Origin of the sequence: Corynebacterium sp. (assembly GCF_030532325.1) — a bacterium.
GTDB lineage: Bacteria > Actinomycetota > Actinomycetes > Mycobacteriales > Mycobacteriaceae > Corynebacterium.
Map to the genome: position 1 here is coordinate 62,149 of NZ_JAUNLS010000012.1, position 19,205 is coordinate 81,353.

Sequence of the window (19,205 nt, forward strand, 5' to 3'; positions counted from 1 at the left end):
TGGGCACCGGGCGCGCGGTGCGCTACAGGTCGAGCAAACCGTCCATGAGCCGGACGGCAATGGGGCCCTCGTCGGGAATGGACTCGACCACCTGGTCAATCACGGGAATGAGCACCTCGCCGTGCGCACCGCCGTCGACCACCCACACGTCGTTGGCGGGCGTCTCGAGCACCTCCTGGATGCAGCCCACCTCACCGATACGCGCATCGACCACGGAACGGCCGAGCAGGTCGCATACGGCGGCCTCGAGCGGGCCCAGATCCAGGTCGTCCCGACGGGCCAGCACGTAACAGCCGACCAGCCCCTCGGCATCCTCAAGCGTGGAGGCGCAACTGAAGCGCACGCGCGCGGTGCCCGAAGTGGGGCCGTCCGCCAAGGTGAGGACCGTGGAGACGCGCTCTCGCGCGAGTGCCGGGGGCGTGAGATGCACCTGCATCCCCGCATGCAAAAGGAGGGGAAGCCCCCGCAGCGGCGCTACGACGACTTCCCCCTTGGCGCCGTGTGTACGCAACACACGGGCGATATTCTTATATGCGGCGCGCAAGGCTCTAGCCCAGGACCTCGACCTCGACGCTCGTGTTCAGGCGAGCGGCAAGGGCGCGGGCGACGGTGCGGATGGCCTTGATGGTACGACCGCGGCGGCCGATGACCTTGGCGACGTCATCGGCGGCGACGCTCACCTCGATGGTGGACGACGAAGCGCCGTCGATCACCTCGAGGCTCACGGCGTCGGCGTCATCGACAATGGAAACGACGAGGTACTCGACAAGGTCGGCAATGCGGTCGGAAACCAGTTCCTCGCCCGCGGCCTCGGCCGTGGCCTCAGCGTCGAGCTCTACGTTCAATTCCTCGGACACCGTTTACTCCTCGGTAGCCTCGGCAGCAGCAGCGGCCTCTTCCTCAGCCTTGCGAGCGGCCTCCTCGGCCTCCTTCGCAAGCTGCTTCTTGGACTTCTTGGGGGCGGCAGCGGCCTTCTCGCCCTCGTTGGCGGCCTTGATGAGCGCGGCGACGGCGTCGGTGGGCTGGGCGCCCTTGGCCTGCCAGTCGGCGATCTTCTCGAGGTCGAGGTTGATGACCTTCGGGGTGGTCATCGGGTTGTAACGGCCGACCTCCTCGATGAGGCGACCATCACGAGGGGAACGGGAATCAGCCACGACGACGCGGTAGTACGGACGCTTCTTCGAGCCGTGACGGGCAAGGCGAATCTTGACTGCCAATGCAAACTCCTTCGATTGCGCAGCGAATCTGCTGCTTTCCAAAACCAGGACATGGTGCGCCGACGACTTGACGGGAAGCATGTGAGACCGGCTTCAGACTGAAAGTCGCAAGCAAATCCATATCTTATCCGAGATTGCACGATTTGCAAGCACATTCACGCAGCACACATCCCATTTTTTCGTTATACTCATCATATGGATAGAATCGAACATACATACGGTTTTTCTGAACGGGGAATCGAGGGTGCAGCGGGGCTCCCGCCCGCGCAAGACGCCGCGGCGATTGCGCGCGGCCTGCTCGGCGCGTGGGATGGGCCGGCCATCGGACTGCTCGACCTCGATGCCTTCTTTGCCAGCGTTGAGATGCTCGATCATCCGGAATGGCGCGGCAAGCCGCTCATCGTGGGCGGCTCGCCCGACGCCCGCGGCGTGGTGTCCACCGCCTCCTACGAGGCGCGCGCCTTCGGCGTTCGCTCGGCGATGCCATCGGCGCAGGCCAAGCGCCTGTGCCCGCAAGCCATCTGGACCTGCGGGCACTTCGACCGCTACCGCGAGATGAGCGCGCAGGTCATGGCCATCCTGGCAGACGAGACGCCCTTTGTCGATCAGGTTTCCATCGACGAGGCGTTCTTCGACATCACGCCCGGGCGCTTTGCCGCCGAAAGCCCGCTCGCGATCGCGCGGCGCATCTCGAGGCGCGTGGCCGAGCTGGGCATCACCTGCTCCATCGGCCTGGGCTGCAACAAGACGGTGGCCAAGATCGCCAGCGAGCGCGACAAGCCCCACGGCCTGACCGCCGTGCTGCCCGGCACCGAGGCCGCCTTTCTGGCGCCGCTGCCGGTGCGCGCCATGAGCGGCATCGGGAAGGCGGCCGAGCAGGCCCTCCACAAGGTTCGCATCCGCACGCTCGGGCAGCTCGCGCAGGCAAGCGATGCCACGCTCTCCCCCATCTTCGGAGTGAACGCGCATGTCATGCGCCTGCGGGCGGCAGGAGCGGAGCACAGCGCCGTGAGCGCCATCGATGAGCCCGAGGACGTGAAATCCGTAAGCAACGAGCGGACGTTCTCACAGGACCTGACCTCGCTCGCCGATGCCGAGGCCGCCGTGGCCCTACTCGCCGAGTCCGTGGGCGCGCACCTGCGCCGGCGCGGGCTGGCCGGGCGCACCGTCACACTCAAGCTCAAGTACTCCTTTGGCGAGGGGCGCACCATCCAGCGCAAGCTCGCCCACCCCACCGACGACGAAAACGTATTCGGCGCCGTTGCGCGCGAGCTGCTGCGTGGCATTTGGACCTGCCAGACCCACGTGCGCCTGGCAGGTGTGGGCGTCAGCGACTTCGGGCCGGACGCCGGCGGCATCCAGACGGACCTCTTTTGCGAGGTGGACGAACGCGGGGCCATGGCGAGCGACAGACGCGAGCTCTCGGTGACGCTGGACGCCGTGCGCGAGAAGTTCGGCACCAGCGCCGTGAATTTCGGTCGCGCCGCGCGCTTCGAGCACGACCTCGTCGATCCGGCCAAGTTCCTGAACCAGAACAAGCCCCTCGACTAACGCATCGGCAGAACGCGGGCGCGGAGCATTTCGTATGTATGCCGCCAACCAGCTGATATGCGAGACAAGGCACCGCCAGGACCCACGCACGCACCCACAGCGTTAGAAAAGGGTTCGGGTGCGGGCCGTCTGGGCCCAAAAAGCGGCGCCACATGGCCCTTGGCCGCACCTTTTATGCGCCAGCCAACGAAAATAAAACCTAAGCAGTCTCTTCGGACAGCGCCTTTCACAGAACGGCTGTGAAAACGTTCCACCGTCTTTGCCTGGTCGTCGAAAACAGGCTCAAAAACATCAAGGGTGGTCACAAAACGCGCCTGGGCGGTCAATTGCCCGCTATCATCACCGCTCGGCCGCATACCGAATAAGCCCGCTCAAGAAAAACCGCAGGATTCTGCTAGGCAAAGACCGAGACACACGAACTAATGGACCACCCATCCACCGAATTGAAGGCTAAATGACCGCCCAGACGCGATTTGTGACCACCCATGCGAATATGCGCGTCTCCAAAGCCCCAACTTGCAGCACGCCTGACACCACACCAAAAAAGGGTTCACCGCCAGACCATCTGAGCCTGAAAAACGAGGCTGGATGGTCTGACGGCGAACCCTTTGCGTTGCGCATCACGGCACAACCGGAGCACGCATCACAGCGCAGTCGGAACGCATGCCGCGATGCAACCCGGAACGGCGGCTACAGGTCGAGCTGCGGCGCGTCTCCCCAAAGCTTGTCCAGGCGGTAATAATCACGCGCCTCGGGCGTGAACACGTGCACGACCACCGAACCGTAATCCATGAGGATCCAGTCGCGGCCCTCGCGGCCCTCGATGGAGAACGGATGCTCGCCGCACGCCGCGGCAACCTTCTCCTCCACCTCGTCGGTCACGGCGTCCACCAGGCGCGTGTTGGAACCGGTGGCGATGACGAAGTAGTCGCAGACATCCGACAGCTCCGTCAGGTCGATGACGCAGATGTCGTCGGCGCTCTTCTCGTCGGCGGCCGCAGCGGCGACACGGGCGACCTCGAGCGCCGCCACACCCGTGCTCGACAGCGAGGCGGCCGTGCGGTCCACCGAGGCGCCCGTGGCCTCGACCATGCTCATCAGCTGCTCATCGGTTAGCGTATCGGTCATAATGCACCTTTCATTCGCGGCCGCATCGCGCGGCATAGGTATTGTAAATGGTCACGGCGGTGGGATACAGATACCGGCCACCGGAAATGACGTAGGCAAGCCCGCCCGCAAAGCAGCGGAAGAACAGCTCCTCCAGACTGAGCACCCCCACCTGCGCCCGTAGCTCGTCGGCATACGCCCCACGGCGGTTGGGCTCGATCGCATCGGCCACGAACACCACCATGTCGAGCGGCGCCATGTCGCACGCGCCCACGGTGTGGCGCGCCACGGCCTGCAGGACCGCCGGGTCGATACCCGGGAAGATCTGCGGCAACTCACGCGCGGCCACCGGACCGTGCAGCAAACCGACTGCCGCCGCAGGAGAGCCCACGACCTCGACGCCGTACTGGGCGGCGCGCGCAAGCAGCTCCGTATCGCTGAGCGCCTTGTCCCAATCGTGCAGGATGCCCGCCGCAGCGGCCTGGAAGGCATCGACGCCGTACGTCTCGGCCAGCGACACCGCGCAGGCCGCAACCGCCTGCGAATGCGCAAAGCGCCGCGGCTTTTCGGCCAGCCGCACCTTGAGCATGGCCTCCATATGCGCCAGCACCTCGCGCTGATCGTCAGTCATCGTGCCACCTCCCGCATCTCCTCACTCGGCGCGCCGCATCCGTCCAGCGCACCATCCCTGGTATTGTACAGCCCGTTTTTGCCGATATAGCCGATAACGGACTCGCTCGTGAGATAGCGCACGCTCGAATGCGCCGCCACCCGCTCGCGGATGTTGGTCGAACTGATGGCAAGCGCCGGGATCTCGATGTAGCGCACGTCGAAATCCAGGCCCGAGGCCACCAGGCGCGCGCGGGCCTGCTCGATGTCGTAACCCGGGCGCGTCGCGGCGATCAGCGTCGCCAACCCCGCGATCCGCTCGGCATCGTGCCACGTCAGGATGTCGATGATGGCGTCGGCGCCCGTGATGAAGTAGAGCTCGACCTCGGCGGGGTAATGCTCGCGCAGCGCCGTGAGGGTATCGACCGTGTACGTAACGCTCGGGCGGTCGATTTCGAGGCGGCTCACGAGAAACGAGGGATTGGCCGCCGTGGCGAGCACCGTCATGGCATAGCGGTGCTCCGCCGGCGTCACCCGCTGGTGCTGCTTGAACGCCGGCGAGCCGGCGGGCATGAACAGCACCATGTCGAGCGCGAGCGCCTCGCGCGCCTGCTCGGCCGTGACGAGGTGCCCGTAGTGGATGGGATCGAACGTCCCGCCCATGACCCCAAGCCGAAACGTCTGCCCCGGCTCAAGCGCGATGGGCGGAAACACCTGCGCAGGCGCGGTCATCGGCCACCTGCGGGGCGCGCGCCGTCCTCGGAGTCGGCGTCATCCTGCCCAACGCCACCAACGGCCTCGTCGGCGTCGTCGGCATCGAACACGAGCACATCGGCCGGAACGTCGTCCTCGAAGTCCTCGTCATCTTCCACGCCCTCGAAATCAAAGGCATAGCCCAGGATGCGCACCTCGTCGCCGTTGCGGCAGCCGGCCTTGGCGAGCGCGTCGTCCACGCCCATGCGAGCCATGCGATGCTGCAGGTAGATGACGGCCTCCTCGTTCTCCCAATCGGTCTGGACCACCATGCGCTCCAGGTTCGTGCCCGTAACGCGCCAGGCGCCGGGGCCCTCCGCCTCCACATGGAAGCGCTTCTCGCGGGCGCGGCGCTCGCGCTCCCAGCGGTCGGTGTCGAAGGCGGGCTCCTCGGCATCGAGGCGCGCGAGCTCGCGGCGCAGCTCGTGCACGCGCTCGCCGCACGCCAACATGAGCGTCTGCAACCCGGCGCCCGTCAAGGCGGACACCGCGAAGAGCTCATGCCCGTCGGCCAGCGCGGCCTGTTTGAGGGCGGCCACGCGCTCGGTCACGCCGCTCGCATCGCATTTGTTCGCCACCACAATCTGCGGGCGGTCGGCCAGCTCGGAGGCGTAGGCGCGCAGCTCCTCGTTGATGATGCGATAGTCCTCCACCGGATCGCGCCCCTCATAGCCGCCCGTGATGTCCACCACGTGCAAGATCAGCGCGGTGCGCTCGATGTGGCGCAGGAACTGATGGCCGAGGCCCTTGCCCTCGCTGGCGCCCTCGATCAGGCCGGGGACATCGGCGACGACATAGGAGTATTCGCCGGCGCGCACCATGCCGAGATTGGGGACGAGCGTGGTGAAGGGGTAGTCGGCGATCTTGGGACGGGCCGCGCTCATGCGCGCGATGAGCGAGGACTTGCCCACGCTCGGCACGCCCACCAAGGCGGCGTCGGCCATGAGCTTCATCTCGAGCTCGATCCAGTGCTCAAGCGCAGGCTCGCCCTTCTGCGCGAACGCGGGCGCGCGGCGCGTGGAGGTCACGAAATGCGGGTTGCCCAGGCCGCCGGCGCCGCCGGGGGCCACGACCACGCGCTCGCCGTCGCGCGTGAGGTCGGCGATGTCGTAGGCGGGCTCCATGGTGCGGGCGTCGATCTCGCGGACGACCGTGCCCATCGGCACCTTGAGCACCAGGTCGGCGCCGTTGGCACCGTCCTTGCGCGAGCCCTTGCCGTGCGTGCCGTCCTCGGCGCGGAAATGATGCTTGAAGCGGTAGTCGATCAGCGACGAGAGTTGGGCGTCGGCCTGGATGATGACATCGCCGCCATGACCGCCGTCGCCGCCATCCGGGCCGCCCTTGGGCACGAACGCCTCGCGCCGAAACGACATGCAGCCCGCGCCGCCGTCGCCACCGCGAACGTTGATGCGGCACAAATCGGTGAATTGTGACATGAGTGCTCCGTCCTCACAGGTCGGGGTGTGCGGCGCTCAAACCGCCGCGTTCTCTCTATTGTAAAGGGGGACAGGGTCGTTTTTCGCGCATCCATGCGGCGAACATACGAGCCGCGATTCACGCGGCAGACGATCCGCAAGAACGAGCCCCTCCCCTTCCGCAAGCCGCCATAGCAAAAAAGAGACTCCCGGCGCACGCGCGCGAGAGTCTCCTTAAGCATGTAGATGCGGTGAAGGGTGGCGCTTAGGCCTCGACGACCGGAAGGACGTTCACGCGGTGCTTGATGCCCTTGGTGAACTTGACCTTACCAGCGGTGAGCGCGAAGAGCGTGTCGTCCTTGCCACGACCGACGTTCTCGCCCGGGTGAATATGGGTGCCGCACTGACGCACGAGCACCTCGCCGGCCTTCACGGTCTGACCGTCAAAACGCTTGGTGCCCAAGCGCTGGCCGCGGGAATCGCGACCGTTACGGGAGGAACCGAGACCTTTTTTGTGTGCCATATCTGGTACCTGCTCTCTAGAACTACAATTCGGATTGGTTACTCGGCGACGGGAGCCTCGGGCTCCTCAACCTTGGTGGTCTTTTTGGCGGCCGCGCGGGTGGTAGCCTGCACCTTGGTGATCTTCACCTTGGTGAGCTGCTGACGGTGGCCCTTGAGGCGGTGATAGCGCTTGCGCTTGTGGAACTTGTAGACAAGCTGCTTCTCGCCCTTGAACTGCTCGAGAATCTCAGCAGTGACCTTAGCCTTCGCGAGCTTGGCAGGATCCGTGACGATCTTCTTGCCGTCGTTCAGGAAGATGACCGGGAGGGTGACCTTGGAGCCGACCTCGCCCTCGATCTTCTCGACGGTGATGACGTCATCGGTGGCGACTTTATACTGCTTGCCGCCGGTGGTAACGATTGCGTACATGTTCTTTGCCCTTCATGCATCAGTTCGTGCAACAGTCGGATATAGTACCAGCTCAAAAAACGCACGTCAACGGGAATACGCGACATTTCGCCTGCATATTCACAGGTTCGACAAAGCCTCACCGCGCGCACGGGCGGCCAGGCTGCCCACCGGCGCCTCGAGCGCGACCTCAAGCGGCGGCACCGCCGGCGCGCCCTCGGCCGCGATGCCCTGGCAGATGCGCTCGACCTGATAGCCGGCAATGGCCGTGAGCTGCTGGATTCCCGTGGAGACGATCTCCTCGTCAACGCCCGGGTCGCATCCGCGAAGCGCCTGGTCGAGCGCGGCGATGAGGATCTCCGGGCGCAGGGAGCCCTCGTTGTCGCAGCTGGTCTCAAGCTCGATCCAGGCCCGCCCATCGGGCATGACCAGATGGCGCTGAACGCACAGCAGCTGGGCGACGGCGAGCGTCTTGTGCTTCTTGCCGCGACGATACGGAATCTCGGCGCCCGCGTCGAGCCAGGCGGCAAACACCCGCTCGAGCGCCTCGTCGTCGACGGCGTGCCCCACGGCGAACGTCAACTCCACGAGATAGGAGACGCGGTTGATCTCGGCGGTGAGCGCCGGGCGGCGCAGCTCGACGTACGCGGCGGCAAGCGGCCGCAGGTCGGCCGGCGAGGCGGCCTGGAGCCGCGCCAGGGCCTCGGGCGCCGGAACGAGCTCGGTGAGATGCACATCGAAGTACTCGGCCGCCGAGGAGGTGCCCACCGGCAGCGCCGAGGTGTAGGCGATGCGCATGTGGGGCGAGAAGCCCTGCGTGACCGCATACGGCAGGTGCGCGCGACGCACGATCTGCTCGACGGTGTGGATCAGCTCCAGATGCCCGAGGTATTTCAGGCGGCCGAGCTTGGGGTAGGCGACGCGCAGGCGAAACAGCGTGGGCTCGGACGTGGCACTCATGCGCGCTCTCCCATCAAGACGTTATCGGCGTGCAGGGTCGGGCAGATGCCGCAGCCCGTGCACGAGGTGCGGGTGCAATCGGGCGTGGTCACGCCCTCGAGCGAGCGGCGGTACTCGCGCAGCAGGAAGCCGCGGGAGACGCCCGGGCTCACATGCTCCCACGGCAGGCGCCAATCGAGCTCATAGGGCGTCTGCGCGATCTCGCGCAGGTCCAGGCCGCACGCCGCTGCCGCCTCCTCCCACACGCCGAGATCGAACTGCTCGGTCCAGGCATCGAAACGCTGGCCGCGGCGCCATGCCTCGACGATGAGCGGGGCGATGTCGCGCCCGCCGCGGCTCATGACCGCCTCGATGAGCGAGGTCGCCGCATCGTGGCAGTGCACGCGCACGGCGCGGTTCCTCACGCTGTGCAGCAGCAGCTGCTGGCGGTGCTTGACCTCGGCGTCGTCGAGCTGGGCGCACCACTGGAACGGCGTCTGGCTCTTGGGGATGAACACCGACACGGAAATGGACACCGAGATGCCGCCGCGCTGCTCCTTGGGCACGACCTCGCGCGCGATCTCGAGGGTGTGGTCGGCCAGGTTGGCGATGGCGACGATGTCCTCGTCCGTCTCCCCGGGCAGACCCATCATGAAGTAGAGCTTCACCCGGCGCCAACCGGCCTCGAACGCCGCCCGGGTGGCGCGCTCGAGGTCCTCCTCCGTGACGTTCTTGTTGATGACGTCGCGCATGCGCTGGCTGCCGGCCTCGGGCGCGAACGTGAGGCCGCCCTTCTTCTCCCCCGCCACCGCGGCGGCCATATCGACGCCGAAGGAGTCGAGGCGCTGCGAGGGCACCGAGATGGAGATGCCCGTGTCGCCCAGCCGGGCGTTCAGGCGATTGAGGATCTCGGCGCACTTGGAGTGGTCGGTCGTGGAGAGGGAGTTCAGCGACACCTCGTCGTAGCCCATGGCGGACAGGCCGCTCGTGACGGCGGCGACCACCTGATCGGCGGAACGCTCGCGCACGGGGCGATACGTCATGCCCGCCTGGCAGAAGCGGCAACCGCGCGCGCAGCCGCGCAGCACCTCGACGCACAGGCGGTCCTGGACGATCTGCGCGTAGGGCACGACCGTCTGCGGCACGGGGTTCGTGGCGCCGAAATCGGCGACCACGCGCTTGTATACCACCTCCGGTACGTCCTCACCGGCGCGCGGCACGGTGTAGCCATGCGGGGAGCAGGGCTCGTCGTGGCGCACCTCGTAGAGCGAGGGCACGTAGGCGCCACCGACATGGGACAGCTCGCGCAGCATCTCGGCGCGCGAGACGTGCGCGTCGCGCAGCTCGCGGTGGCGGCGGCAGAACTCGACGATCTGTTCCTCGCCCTCGCCGATGAGCATGACGTCGAAGAACGGCGCGATGGGCTCGGGGTTGTAGACGGACGGCCCGCCGCAGATGACGATCGGGTCGTCCTCGCCGCGGTCGGCGGCGAGCAGCGGGATCCCGGCGAGATCGAGGCCCTCAAGGTAGTTGGTGCAGGCCATCTCGTGGGGGACGTGGAACCCGACCACGTCGAACGAGGCGATGGGCGCGGCGCCCTCGAGCGAGAGCAGCGGCACGCCGGCCGCGCGCATCTCGTCGGCCATGTCGGTCCAGGGGATGTAGCCGCGCTCGCAGGAAAGGCCCTCGGCCTCGTTCAAGTTGCGGTACAGGATGGCGATGCCCTGGTTGGGCAGGCCGACCTCGTACACATCCGGGTAGATGAGGACGCAGCGGTGCTCGGCCTCGGGCTTATAGAGCGCGCCCCATTCGTGATCGATGTAGCGCGTGGGCTTCTCCACGCGCGCGAGCAGGGGCTCGAGCTCCGAGAATCTGTTTTCGTAGGCAACGCGCACGGTATCACTCCTTGCTGTGGCGGTGCGGGTACAGGTCGTGGGCCGCAACGGGCCCCGTGCGGGGCGAGACGCGAAGCGCGGGCAGACGGCAGGCGCTTTGCGTGCGGGGCGCGGGTCTCGCTACACGAGGGGCGCCGCGACCGCCTCCGCGCCCGTGTCGGCGCGGTGCGGCCCGCGCACGTCGCGCACGCGGGAGGCGATGCCCGCCAGCGCGTCGTTGAGCGGCGCGTAATCGACATCGCGCTCGTACAGGGCGGTGAGCGCGCGGCCCATCGCATAGGTGCCGGCCCCGCCCACCGCGGCCTTGACCGCAAAGGCGCCCACGCCCGCACGAGGCGCGCAGGCGCGCGCGACCGCGCGCAGCGCCACGGCGCCCGCCAGCACGCCGGCCGCCTCGTAGCCGCGCTCGAGGCGCAGGGGCTTGCCGAAGATGGAGGCGAGCTGCATGAGCATGCCCAGCTGGGCGATGGTCATGACGGGAAAATCCGCGCCGGGGATGAACACGAGGGCGCCGGTGGCGGCATTGGCCAGCGCGGCGCTGCTCACCGCGCGGCGCGCCGCGGCCGTCCGCATGAACGTGAAGTTCGCCGCGAACGCGGTCTGCTTGTCGGTGCGCTCGAGCACCCAGGCGGCCAGGCTCGAGAGCAGGTGCGCCTCGTCCGTCGCGGCGATGAGGCCCAGCATGCGCGTGTCCTGCGCGATGAAGGGGATCTCGACGCTCGACTCCGCCACGACCGCGCACGGCACGCCCGCGACGACGATCTCCTGGACGCGCGCCTGCAGGTGCGCGGAGCCGCACGACAGCACCAGGGCGACGTCGGTGTCGGGCTTCACGGCAAGCGGTGCGGCATCCAGGCGCTCGACGCGCACGAGCCCCGCCGTGGTCTGCGGGACGAGCGCATCGCGCACGCACCCGACCAAAAACGGTGTGGCCGTATCGTCCACATAGACCGCCACGCGCACCGGAACGTCCGCATCGCGGCGCGCATCCGCGCCGACCTTGAACACCCCGACCATCTTATCCAGCGGAATCCTCATGTCACTCCCCTTTGCTCCCCTCACGCCCACGCGGGCGCCTTATGCCGATTTGCCCCGCATGCGCCAGATGGACTGCACGATGCCCACGGCCGCGCACTGCATCAGCATCGAGCTCGACCCGAAACTGATGAACGGCAACGGGATGCCCGTGATCGGCATGAGGCCGATGCTCATGCCGATCTCCTCCAGCACCTGGAACGTCCACATGCCGACGACGCCCACGGCGGCGAGCTTCAAAAACAGCGAATCGCTCTTGTAGGCGATGCGGATCGTCGAGAAGATCAGCACGGCGAACAGGGCCAGCAGCACCATGGCGCCCGCGAACCCGAACTCCTCGGACAGCAGGGCGAACACGAAGTCGGTGTGCGCCTCGGGCAAAAAGCCCGCGCCGGCCTGCGACGCCTGACCGATGCCCTTGCCGAAAAACCCGCCGGACCCCACGGCGATCAGCGACTGCATGAGGTTGTAGCCGGCCTGCGAGGTGTCGGCCTCGGGGTTGATGAACACCAGCAGGCGGTTCATCTGGTACTGCTTGAGCAGGACGTCACGCCCCAAAACGCTGTCCAGCAGCGAATCGGCCGCGAGCATGAGCGACACCAGGCCGATGAGGATGGCGATGGTGCACAGCACCCACTCCTTCTTCGGGCCGCTCATCATGATGATGACCGCGCCGGAGAAGAAGATGACCAGGCCGCTGCCGAGGTCGCCCGCCGCGACCGCGGCGCCGAACACCACGAAGAGCATGGCGCACAGGCGGATGTAGTCGCGCACGCCGTCGATCCTGCCGTTGTACTGCGCGCCCAGCCCCGCCATCAAGAAGATGGTGATGAGCTTCGCGAGCTCCACCGGCTGAAACGTCAGCCCGATGAGCGGGATCTTGATCCATCCCGTCATACCGAGGCCACCGGTGTAGGACAAGCCCGGGATATAGGGGCTGAACAGCACGATGACGTCGAGCACGAGCAGAACGGTGGACATGTTCGCCAGGCCGGAGAAGTCGCTGCGCCAGCACAGGAAGGCCAGGCCGGCGCCGAGGCCCATGCCCAGCAGCTGCCGGGAAAAGGAGGCGTCCTCGTTCGTGAGCGAGGCGGTCCAGATGACCAGCGCGCCGTAGGCCAAAAGCAGCAGCCACGCCGCGAGCACCGGGAGGTTCACGCTCTGGCGGATACCGCTTTTGCCCGCATCGCGCGTGCGGTTCACGCGGGATAACGTATCGGTTGCCATCGTCTCACCTCACCTCGTGCTGTCGCCGGCCGTATAGGCGGCCGTGTCGGGGGCATCGTAAATCGCGCCGAGCACGTGGCGCACGGCGGGCATCGCGCAGTTCGAGCCGAAACCGCCCTCCTCCACCAGGCAGGCGACCACGTACTTCGGGTCCTCGAAGGGCGCATAGGTGATGAACCAGCCGAAGTCATTGAATCCGGCCTTCTCGCCGGTACCGGACTTGCCGGCCACCTTGACCGGCAGGTTCGTGAAGTGCGCGGCGGTGCTCGGCGTCTCCTCGTAAATCATGGAGAGCAGGCCCTGCGCGACCACATCGCGCGAGCGCTGGTCCTTGATATCGGCCGTCAGGCGCGTCTTGGGCTCGAAGGTGTAGGCGTCACCCTGGCCGTCGCGCGCGACCGCGGAGAGCAGCACGTGCGGCACGGGCTCGACGCCGTCTTGGGCGATGCCCGCGTAGACGGTGGCCATCTGCAGCGGGGTCACGAGGATGTCGCCCTGGCCGATGACGATGTTGGTCATGTCGCCGGCGTTCCACGCGCGCTGGTCGGCGGGCCAGTCCTTGAAGTAGCCCTCCTTCCACTCCGCGTCGGGCACGCGCCCGGCGGCCTCGGAGGGAAGATCGATGCCCGTGACCTCGCCCAGGCCCCACCGGCGAAACATCTCCTGCAGGCCGTCGGGGTTGCGTTCATCGTAGAAGAAGTTCTTGCCCACGTCGTAGAACACGGCGTCGCAGGAGTCGCGGATGCCCGTCTGCAGATTGCGCACGCCGTGGCCCTTGTGGTTCCAGCAATGCTTGCCGTTGGCCTCGCCCAGGCCGGTCCACCAACCCGTGCAGTTGCTGGACATGTCGGCCGTGTAGACGCCGTACTCCATGCCGGCATAGGCGGAGAGCGGCTTGATGGTCGAGGCCGACATGTACTGGCCGCTGACCGCGCGGTTGATGAGCGGGTGGTAGCCGTCCTCGCGGTTGAGCTCGTTCCAGACGTCCGAGGACACGCCGCCGACGAACACCGACGGCTCGAAGGTCGGCGCGCTCGCCATGCCGAGCACGTCGCCGTTGGTGCAGTCCAGGCACATGCACACGCCGGCCGGCGCGGCCTTGCCCATCTGCTTGGCCGTCTCCATGCCGAGCTTCAGGCCCTCCTCGCAGGCCTGCTGGATCTTCAAGTCGAGCGTGAGCTTGATGTCGCTGCCGGGCTTGGGCGGCACCGCGCCGGCCTGGCCCGTCACGTTGCCGTCGGCGTCAACGCGCACGATCTGCTCGCCGCGCACGCCCTGGAGCAGCTGCTCGTATTGGAACTCGACGCCGGCCTGGCCCACAATGTCGCCGGATTGGTAGATCACCGCGCCGGCGCGCTCCTCCTCGCTCATGTCCTCCTGCGCCTTAAGCTGCTCGGCGGTGATGGTGCCCGTGTAGCCCAGCACGTGGCAGGCGAGGGCGCCGTGCGGATAGGCGCGCTCCGTGCGCTCGGCGATCTGCACGCCAGGGAACTCGTCCGGGTGCTCCTGGATATAGGCCACCGTGGATCGGCGAACGTCGGTGGCGATGGTGTGCAGGCTCTGCGCGCCCTCCGTGTTGTCCTGGATGTTGCGCAGCACCGCCATGTAGGGCATGCCCAGCACGTTGGCCAGATGGCGCACGAGCACGGTGTCCTCGGCGAGGTCGCGGTAGGCCACCACGGCCAGCGAAGGTCGGTTCTCCACCAGCGCGACGCCGTTGCGGTCCAAGATGCGCCCGCGCGGCGCGGGCGTGGTCACGGTGCGCGTGCGGTTGCGCTCGGCCAGCTCGTCGTAGTGGTCGGACGACACCATCTGCATGCTCCACAGCTTGGCCGTGATGGCCGCGAACACCGCGCCCACCCCCAGCGTGAGCAGCTTGAAGCGTCCCTTGAGGGCCACGCCCTGCGTGTTGCCCTCGCCCTGCGCCGCCCGCGGACGGGTGCCCTGGGCCGTGTCGAAGGTGAAGCGCCCCGAGTAGCCGCGCAGGAACACGAGCGAACCGATGATGGCGGCGACCAGAATGACGCCGGCTATGATGACGATGAGCTGCGCATCCATGGGCCGCCCCTACCGCAGGCCCCGATAGCGCGTGCGATTGCCGCCGCGCGCGGAGAAGCCGCGCCCCTGCTCCCCGCCGGACAGCAGCGCCAAAAACGGCACAGCGACCACGATGTCCAGCAGCGTCGAGGCGAGCGCGATACCCAGCGAGGTCATCATGCCCGAGGTGACGCCCATGGCGACCATGGCGATCGCGTAGATAAGGTTGACCGCGGCGATGCACACGCCGCTCATGCGCAGCGCGTCCATGTGCACGCCCGGCGCGATGCCGCGCGTCATGTTCGCCACCGCGTAGCCGGAAAGCGTCAGCAGCAGCGCCATGAGCCCCAGCGGGACGGCGGAGGTCAGATCGAACAGCATGCCGGCGGCAAAGCCCAGGTACACCAGGATGCGGGACTCGCCACCCACGGCCGCGGTGGCCACCAGCACGAGCATGAAGTTGATGCGCCCGCCGAACAGCGAGATCTGGGGCGCGAGCGCCAGCTGCAGCAAAAGCGCGATGACGCAGGCCGCCACGAGCGGGCGGCGCGTGTGGGTACGACCGGTGTGCTTGAACTCCACGCGTGCTCCTCCCTACTCGCCCGCCGCGGCATCGGCCGCGCCGGCATCCTGCGCATCGTCGTCCGCCGGCGCGGGGGCGGTGCCGGCGTTGGCGGCGGCGACCTCCTCATCGCTGGCGACCTGCTCGTCGGACAGGGACGTCACCACCAGGACTTCCTCGTTGTTCTCGGCCGTCGAGGCCGGACGGACGACCACGGTGTAGTACACGGCGTTCGCGGCGCGGTCGACCGACGTCACGGTGCCCAGCGGCAGTCCCTTGGGGAACAGCCCGCCGATGCCGGAGGTGAGCACGATGTCGCCCACCTCCACCTCGGCATCGGCCGAGACGTAGGCCAAGCGGAGCGTGCCGTCGGCCTGGCCCTGCAGGACGCCCTGCGCGCGCGACGACTGGAGCACGGCCGAGACGCCGGACTGCTCGTCGGTCACCAAACGGACCGTGGAGGTGGTGGCCGACACCTCGATGATCTGCCCGATCACCCCGCCCGCCCCGCACACCGGCATGCCCGGAGCGAAGCCGGAGGTCGAGCCCTTGTCCAGCGTCACCGTATCCGACCAGGCATCCCCCGTGCCGCCGATGATGCGCGCGGCCGTGGATTCAAGGTCGTAGCTCGACTTGAGTTCGACGAGCGCCTCGAGGCGATCCGCGGTCTTTTGCGCCTCGGCGAGCTCGGCCACACGCGCCGTGAGCCGCTCGTGCGCCGCGCGCAGCTGCTCGAGCGTCGCGGGCGAGGCCGTGGCAGTGCTCACCGCATTGCCCACCGCATTGACCGGGGACGCCGCGGCGGCGCCGAGCATCCGCACCGGAGAGGTGACGGTCATCACGCCGGCGCGCAGCGAGTGCATGAGGCCCGCGTCGCCCTCGCGCAGATACATGGTGAGCATCAGCAGGGATACGAGGCATAAAACAATCAACGGGCGTCCACCCGTTGATTGCTTCGAGCTATTCAGACTGGGGGCATGCTTCATGGGACCCGGCACGAATATCTGCTCTCCTTATGCGTTGCTCTGGACGAAGCCGCCGTCGAAGGCGTTGGCCTCCAGCACGCGGGCGCAGCCGTTGACCACGTTGTCGAGCGCCGTCGGGCTCACGTTGACCGACACGCCCGTCTCGTCGCGCAGGCGCACGTCGAGGCCGCGCAGCATCGCGCCGCCGCCCGTGAGCAGGATGCCGTAGTACATGAGGTCGGAGGCGAGATCGGGCGGGGTGGCGTCCAGCGCGTCCTTCACGGCCTTGGTCATCTCGTCCAGCGGCTTGTTGAGGGCGCGACGGATCTCCTCGCTCTCAATGCGGACCGTCTTGGGCAGGCCGGTGATGACGTCGCGGCCGTTGACCTCGACGTCGAGCTCGTCTTTGAGCGGAACGGCCGAACCGACCTTGATCTTGATGTCCTCGGCGGTGCGCTCGCCGATCGCGAGGTTGTAGGCATCGCGCACGTGCGAGAGAATCGCCTGGTCGAACTCATCGCCGGCGATGCGGATGGACTGCGAGACAACGATACCGCCCATGGCGATGACGGCGACCTCGGTGGTGCCGCCGCCGATGTCGATGACCATCGAGCCGGTGGGCTCCTCGACCGGCAGGTCGGCGCCGATGGCCGCGGCCATGGGCTCCTCGATCAGGTACGCCTGGCGCGCGCCCGCCTGGATCGTTGCCTCGAACACCGCGCGCTTCTCCACCGAGGTGACGCCCGAGGGGACGCACACCACGACGCGCGGACGCGGCGTCCACGGGTAGCGTTTACCGCTGGCCTTGTCGATGAAGTAGCGCAGCATGGCCTCGGTCACGTCGAAGTCGGCGATGACGCCGTCCTTCAGGGGGCGAACCGCCACGATGTTGCCGGGCGTGCGGCCCAGCATGCGCTTGGCCTCGATACCCACGGCCAGGATGCGCTCGTCGTTCTTGTCGATCGCCACCACGGAGGGCTCGCGGATGACGATGCCCTTACCGCGGACGGACACGAGCGTGTTCGCCGTGCCCAAATCGATCGCCAAGTCTCCGTCGTACTGACCGAAGAACATATCCATCAAAGAAAACAACTCGACTCCCACATTCGGTCGTTGTCGTGTGCAAGCGTCATCAGTGTAGCGCGCGAAGCGCGGCGCGATGCATGCCGCGGCGCGATACGCACGGCATGCACACGCAATTGGGGCGCGTCCCTACTCGGCGTCCACGGCGTCGGCCTCGGCGTCGCCGAAGTCGGGGGTCACGGCGCTCACGACCCAGCCCAGGCCGTCGCGCACGAAATCGACCTTGTAGGTCAACTCGCCGCCGCGCTCGAGCGTCACCTTGACGGTGGCCGTCGAGGTCGTCATGGACTTGTCCAGACCCTCGATGCTCGGGGTGGCCTCGGTCGGGATGGAGGAGGCGATGACCGAGCGGGCGCTCTCATCGAGCCCGGAGGCAAGGTAGGGCGCGGGGTCGTCGCCCTTGGAGACGGCCTCGAACAGGCCGCTCACGGCGTCCTGCTGCGAGGGGATGCCGAAGCCCTGCGTGTAGGCGAAGCCGGCGCCGCCCAGCGCGATTACGAGCAGCACGAGCACCACGATGAACACCTTGAGGCCGGTGTGGCGGTGCTTGCGGCGCACCTTCATGTCCTGGCGCTCCTGCTGCACCATCTCGTGCTCGGTCAAGGTGAAGAAGCCCGTGTCGGACGGATCGGGCATGAAGTTGCCCGACTGGCCGAGCGGGTCGAGCGGGTCCACGCCGTCGCCGTAGCCCGGCGCGGTCATGCCCATCGAGGCGTTGGCGGCCAGCGCGTCGCGCGCGCGGTCGAACTCGGCGGCCTGCTCGGGGTTCAGGTGGTAGATGCCGTCGGCCACGGCGCGGCCGAAGGCGTCCACCGCGTCGGAGAAGCGGTTCTGCGCGGCATAGGCGACGCCGAGCGCGGCGTTGATGGCACGGGGGTCATCACGCGGACCGGCAAAATCGAGCGCCGTGCGGTAGACCTCGGTGGCGTCCTGCGGACGGCCCAGCTCCATGAAGCAGGCGCCCAGGTTGGTGAGCGCGGCGGCGCGCGCGGGGTTGGCGTCGTCGATGGCGGCCTGGCGGTAGGCCACGCCCGCCTCGGTCATCTGGCCCTGGGCCTTGAGCGCGTCGCCCAGCCCCATATACGCCTTGTACCGGGTGGCGTAGCTGCCATCCTGGGTCGCCATGCCAAACACCTCGGCGGCTGCGGCGACATCGCCGGCGGCCATGAGCGCCTTGCCGCGGTTGGTGAGCAGCGCGCCGCGCTTGCCATAGGCGGCGTCGGCCAGGGCGGCCTCATACGCCTCGGCGGCCTCGGCGTAGCGCCCCAGGCGCATGAGCGCGTTGCCGCGCAGGTGATCGACCTCGCCCGCCACCTCACCGGCGCCCTTGGCACCCGCGAAGAGCTGAGCCGCCGTTGCGAAATCGCCGGCACGGTACGCCCCGTGCGCCTGCTCCAGAACCTGTTCGTTCACGTTACCTCTCCTTTGCATGCCGCCGCACACCGGCGCGGCCTCTTGTCCGCGCGCCCAACGGCACGCACGATGCCGTGGACGCGCCTCGTCGCGCGCCTGCGCCCTTATGCCCCGTGAACGACCTCGACGCGCACGATCTCATCGCCGGCGCGCAGACGGCCGATGACGTCCTTGCCCTCGATGGTGGAGCCGAACACCGTGTAGCCGGAGTCCAGGTTGTGCTGGGGGCCCAGGCAGAAGTAGAACTGCGAGCCGGCCGAGTTGGGATCCATCGAGCGGGCCATGGCCAACGCGGCGTCCTCGTGGCTGTTGCGCGGGTTGGTGGAGAACTCCTCGCGGATGTTCCAGCCCGGGCCGCCCGTACCGGGCATGCCGTCCGGGCCGGCCACACCGGCGGCGACCTGCTCGCCCGTCATGTCGCGCGTGTTGGGGCAGCCGCCCTGGATCACGAAGCCGGGGACGTAGCGATGGAACTTGAGGCCGTC

19 protein-coding genes and 1 pseudogene are annotated in these 19,205 nt (G+C 67.7%); 1 reads left to right on the forward strand and 19 read right to left on the reverse strand.

Features of this window, described 5'->3' with window-relative positions; translation table 11 throughout:
• Positions 1 to 22: 22 nt before the first annotated feature.
• The 3 genes from Q4E25_RS07785 to rpsP all read right to left on the reverse strand — a co-directional run bounded on the left by Q4E25_RS07785 (position 23) and on the right by rpsP (position 1,217).
• The gene (locus tag Q4E25_RS07785) at positions 23 to 514 is read right to left on the reverse strand and encodes a ribosome maturation factor RimM (RefSeq protein ID WP_303156120.1); all 492 of its coding nucleotides are present in this window, start codon (positions 512 to 514) and stop codon (positions 23 to 25) included.
• Between the two features lie 34 nt (positions 515 to 548).
• The gene (locus Q4E25_RS07790) at positions 549 to 794 is read right to left on the reverse strand and encodes a KH domain-containing protein (RefSeq protein ID WP_303156152.1); all 246 of its coding nucleotides are present in this window, start codon (positions 792 to 794) and stop codon (positions 549 to 551) included.
• Between the two features lie 66 nt (positions 795 to 860).
• Positions 861 to 1,217, reverse strand: a complete 357-nt coding sequence (gene rpsP / locus Q4E25_RS07795) for a 30S ribosomal protein S16 (RefSeq protein ID WP_303156123.1) — start codon at positions 1,215 to 1,217, stop codon at positions 861 to 863.
• A gap of 195 nt (positions 1,218 to 1,412) precedes the next feature.
• Between rpsP and dinB the strand changes: the two genes are divergently transcribed.
• On the forward strand, positions 1,413 to 2,768 hold the full coding sequence (gene dinB, locus Q4E25_RS07800; protein ID WP_303156125.1) for a DNA polymerase IV: 1,356 nt from the start codon (positions 1,413 to 1,415) through the stop codon (positions 2,766 to 2,768).
• 690 nt (positions 2,769 to 3,458) lie between these two features.
• Here the strand turns inward: dinB and rsfS are convergent.
• The 16 genes and pseudogenes from rsfS to Q4E25_RS07880 form a co-directional block, all read right to left on the reverse strand.
• Positions 3,459 to 3,896, reverse strand: coding sequence for a ribosome silencing factor (gene rsfS / locus Q4E25_RS07805; RefSeq protein WP_303156128.1), 438 nt, complete (start codon positions 3,894 to 3,896; stop codon positions 3,459 to 3,461).
• A 10-nt stretch (positions 3,897 to 3,906) separates the two neighbouring features.
• The gene (gene yqeK, locus Q4E25_RS07810) at positions 3,907 to 4,506 is read right to left on the reverse strand and encodes a bis(5'-nucleosyl)-tetraphosphatase (symmetrical) YqeK (RefSeq protein ID WP_303156132.1); all 600 of its coding nucleotides are present in this window, start codon (positions 4,504 to 4,506) and stop codon (positions 3,907 to 3,909) included.
• Positions 4,503 to 5,216: a nicotinate-nucleotide adenylyltransferase gene (gene nadD, locus Q4E25_RS07815; protein ID WP_303156134.1), complete on the reverse strand. Its 714-nt coding sequence runs from the start codon at positions 5,214 to 5,216 to the stop codon at positions 4,503 to 4,505. The genes yqeK and nadD overlap by 4 nt, the downstream gene beginning before the upstream one ends.
• Positions 5,213 to 6,673, reverse strand: coding sequence for a GTPase ObgE (obgE, locus tag Q4E25_RS07820; RefSeq protein ID WP_303156136.1), 1,461 nt, complete (start codon positions 6,671 to 6,673; stop codon positions 5,213 to 5,215). The genes nadD and obgE overlap by 4 nt, the downstream gene beginning before the upstream one ends.
• 244 nt (positions 6,674 to 6,917) lie before the next feature.
• The gene (gene rpmA / locus Q4E25_RS07825; RefSeq protein WP_303156137.1) at positions 6,918 to 7,175 is read right to left on the reverse strand and encodes a 50S ribosomal protein L27; all 258 of its coding nucleotides are present in this window, start codon (positions 7,173 to 7,175) and stop codon (positions 6,918 to 6,920) included.
• Positions 7,176 to 7,282: 107 nt separating this feature from the next.
• Positions 7,283 to 7,585: pseudogene (gene rplU, locus Q4E25_RS07830) on the reverse strand (50S ribosomal protein L21); the annotation flags it as partial.
• A gap of 99 nt (positions 7,586 to 7,684) precedes the next feature.
• Positions 7,685 to 8,524: a TIGR03936 family radical SAM-associated protein gene (locus tag Q4E25_RS07835; protein ID WP_303156141.1), complete on the reverse strand. Its 840-nt coding sequence runs from the start codon at positions 8,522 to 8,524 to the stop codon at positions 7,685 to 7,687.
• Positions 8,521 to 10,398, reverse strand: a complete 1,878-nt coding sequence (locus tag Q4E25_RS07840) for a TIGR03960 family B12-binding radical SAM protein (RefSeq protein WP_303156142.1) — start codon at positions 10,396 to 10,398, stop codon at positions 8,521 to 8,523. The genes Q4E25_RS07835 and Q4E25_RS07840 overlap by 4 nt, the downstream gene beginning before the upstream one ends.
• Positions 10,399 to 10,518: 120 nt before the next feature.
• Positions 10,519 to 11,436 carry a hypothetical protein gene (locus tag Q4E25_RS07845; protein ID WP_303156143.1) on the reverse strand — a complete coding sequence of 306 codons (918 nt, stop codon included), beginning with the start codon at positions 11,434 to 11,436 and terminating at the stop codon, positions 10,519 to 10,521.
• A gap of 39 nt (positions 11,437 to 11,475) precedes the next feature.
• On the reverse strand, positions 11,476 to 12,660 hold the full coding sequence (locus tag Q4E25_RS07850; protein ID WP_303156144.1) for an FtsW/RodA/SpoVE family cell cycle protein: 1,185 nt from the start codon (positions 12,658 to 12,660) through the stop codon (positions 11,476 to 11,478).
• 9 nt (positions 12,661 to 12,669) lie between these two features.
• On the reverse strand, positions 12,670 to 14,718 hold the full coding sequence (mrdA, locus tag Q4E25_RS07855; protein ID WP_303156145.1) for a penicillin-binding protein 2: 2,049 nt from the start codon (positions 14,716 to 14,718) through the stop codon (positions 12,670 to 12,672).
• Between the two features lie 9 nt (positions 14,719 to 14,727).
• On the reverse strand, positions 14,728 to 15,279 hold the full coding sequence (gene mreD / locus Q4E25_RS07860; protein WP_303156146.1) for a rod shape-determining protein MreD: 552 nt from the start codon (positions 15,277 to 15,279) through the stop codon (positions 14,728 to 14,730).
• Between the two features lie 12 nt (positions 15,280 to 15,291).
• Entirely contained in the window at positions 15,292 to 16,245 is a 954-nt protein-coding gene (gene mreC, locus Q4E25_RS07865) for a rod shape-determining protein MreC (RefSeq protein WP_303156153.1), read from the reverse strand.
• A gap of 27 nt (positions 16,246 to 16,272) precedes the next feature.
• Positions 16,273 to 17,304, reverse strand: coding sequence for a rod shape-determining protein (locus Q4E25_RS07870; protein WP_303156155.1), 1,032 nt, complete (start codon positions 17,302 to 17,304; stop codon positions 16,273 to 16,275).
• Between the two features lie 132 nt (positions 17,305 to 17,436).
• Entirely contained in the window at positions 17,437 to 18,720 is a 1,284-nt protein-coding gene (locus tag Q4E25_RS07875; RefSeq protein WP_303156147.1) for a tetratricopeptide repeat protein, read from the reverse strand.
• A gap of 104 nt (positions 18,721 to 18,824) precedes the next feature.
• A partial coding sequence (locus Q4E25_RS07880; RefSeq protein ID WP_303156148.1) for a peptidylprolyl isomerase occupies positions 18,825 to 19,205 on the reverse strand: 381 nt, incomplete at its 5' end.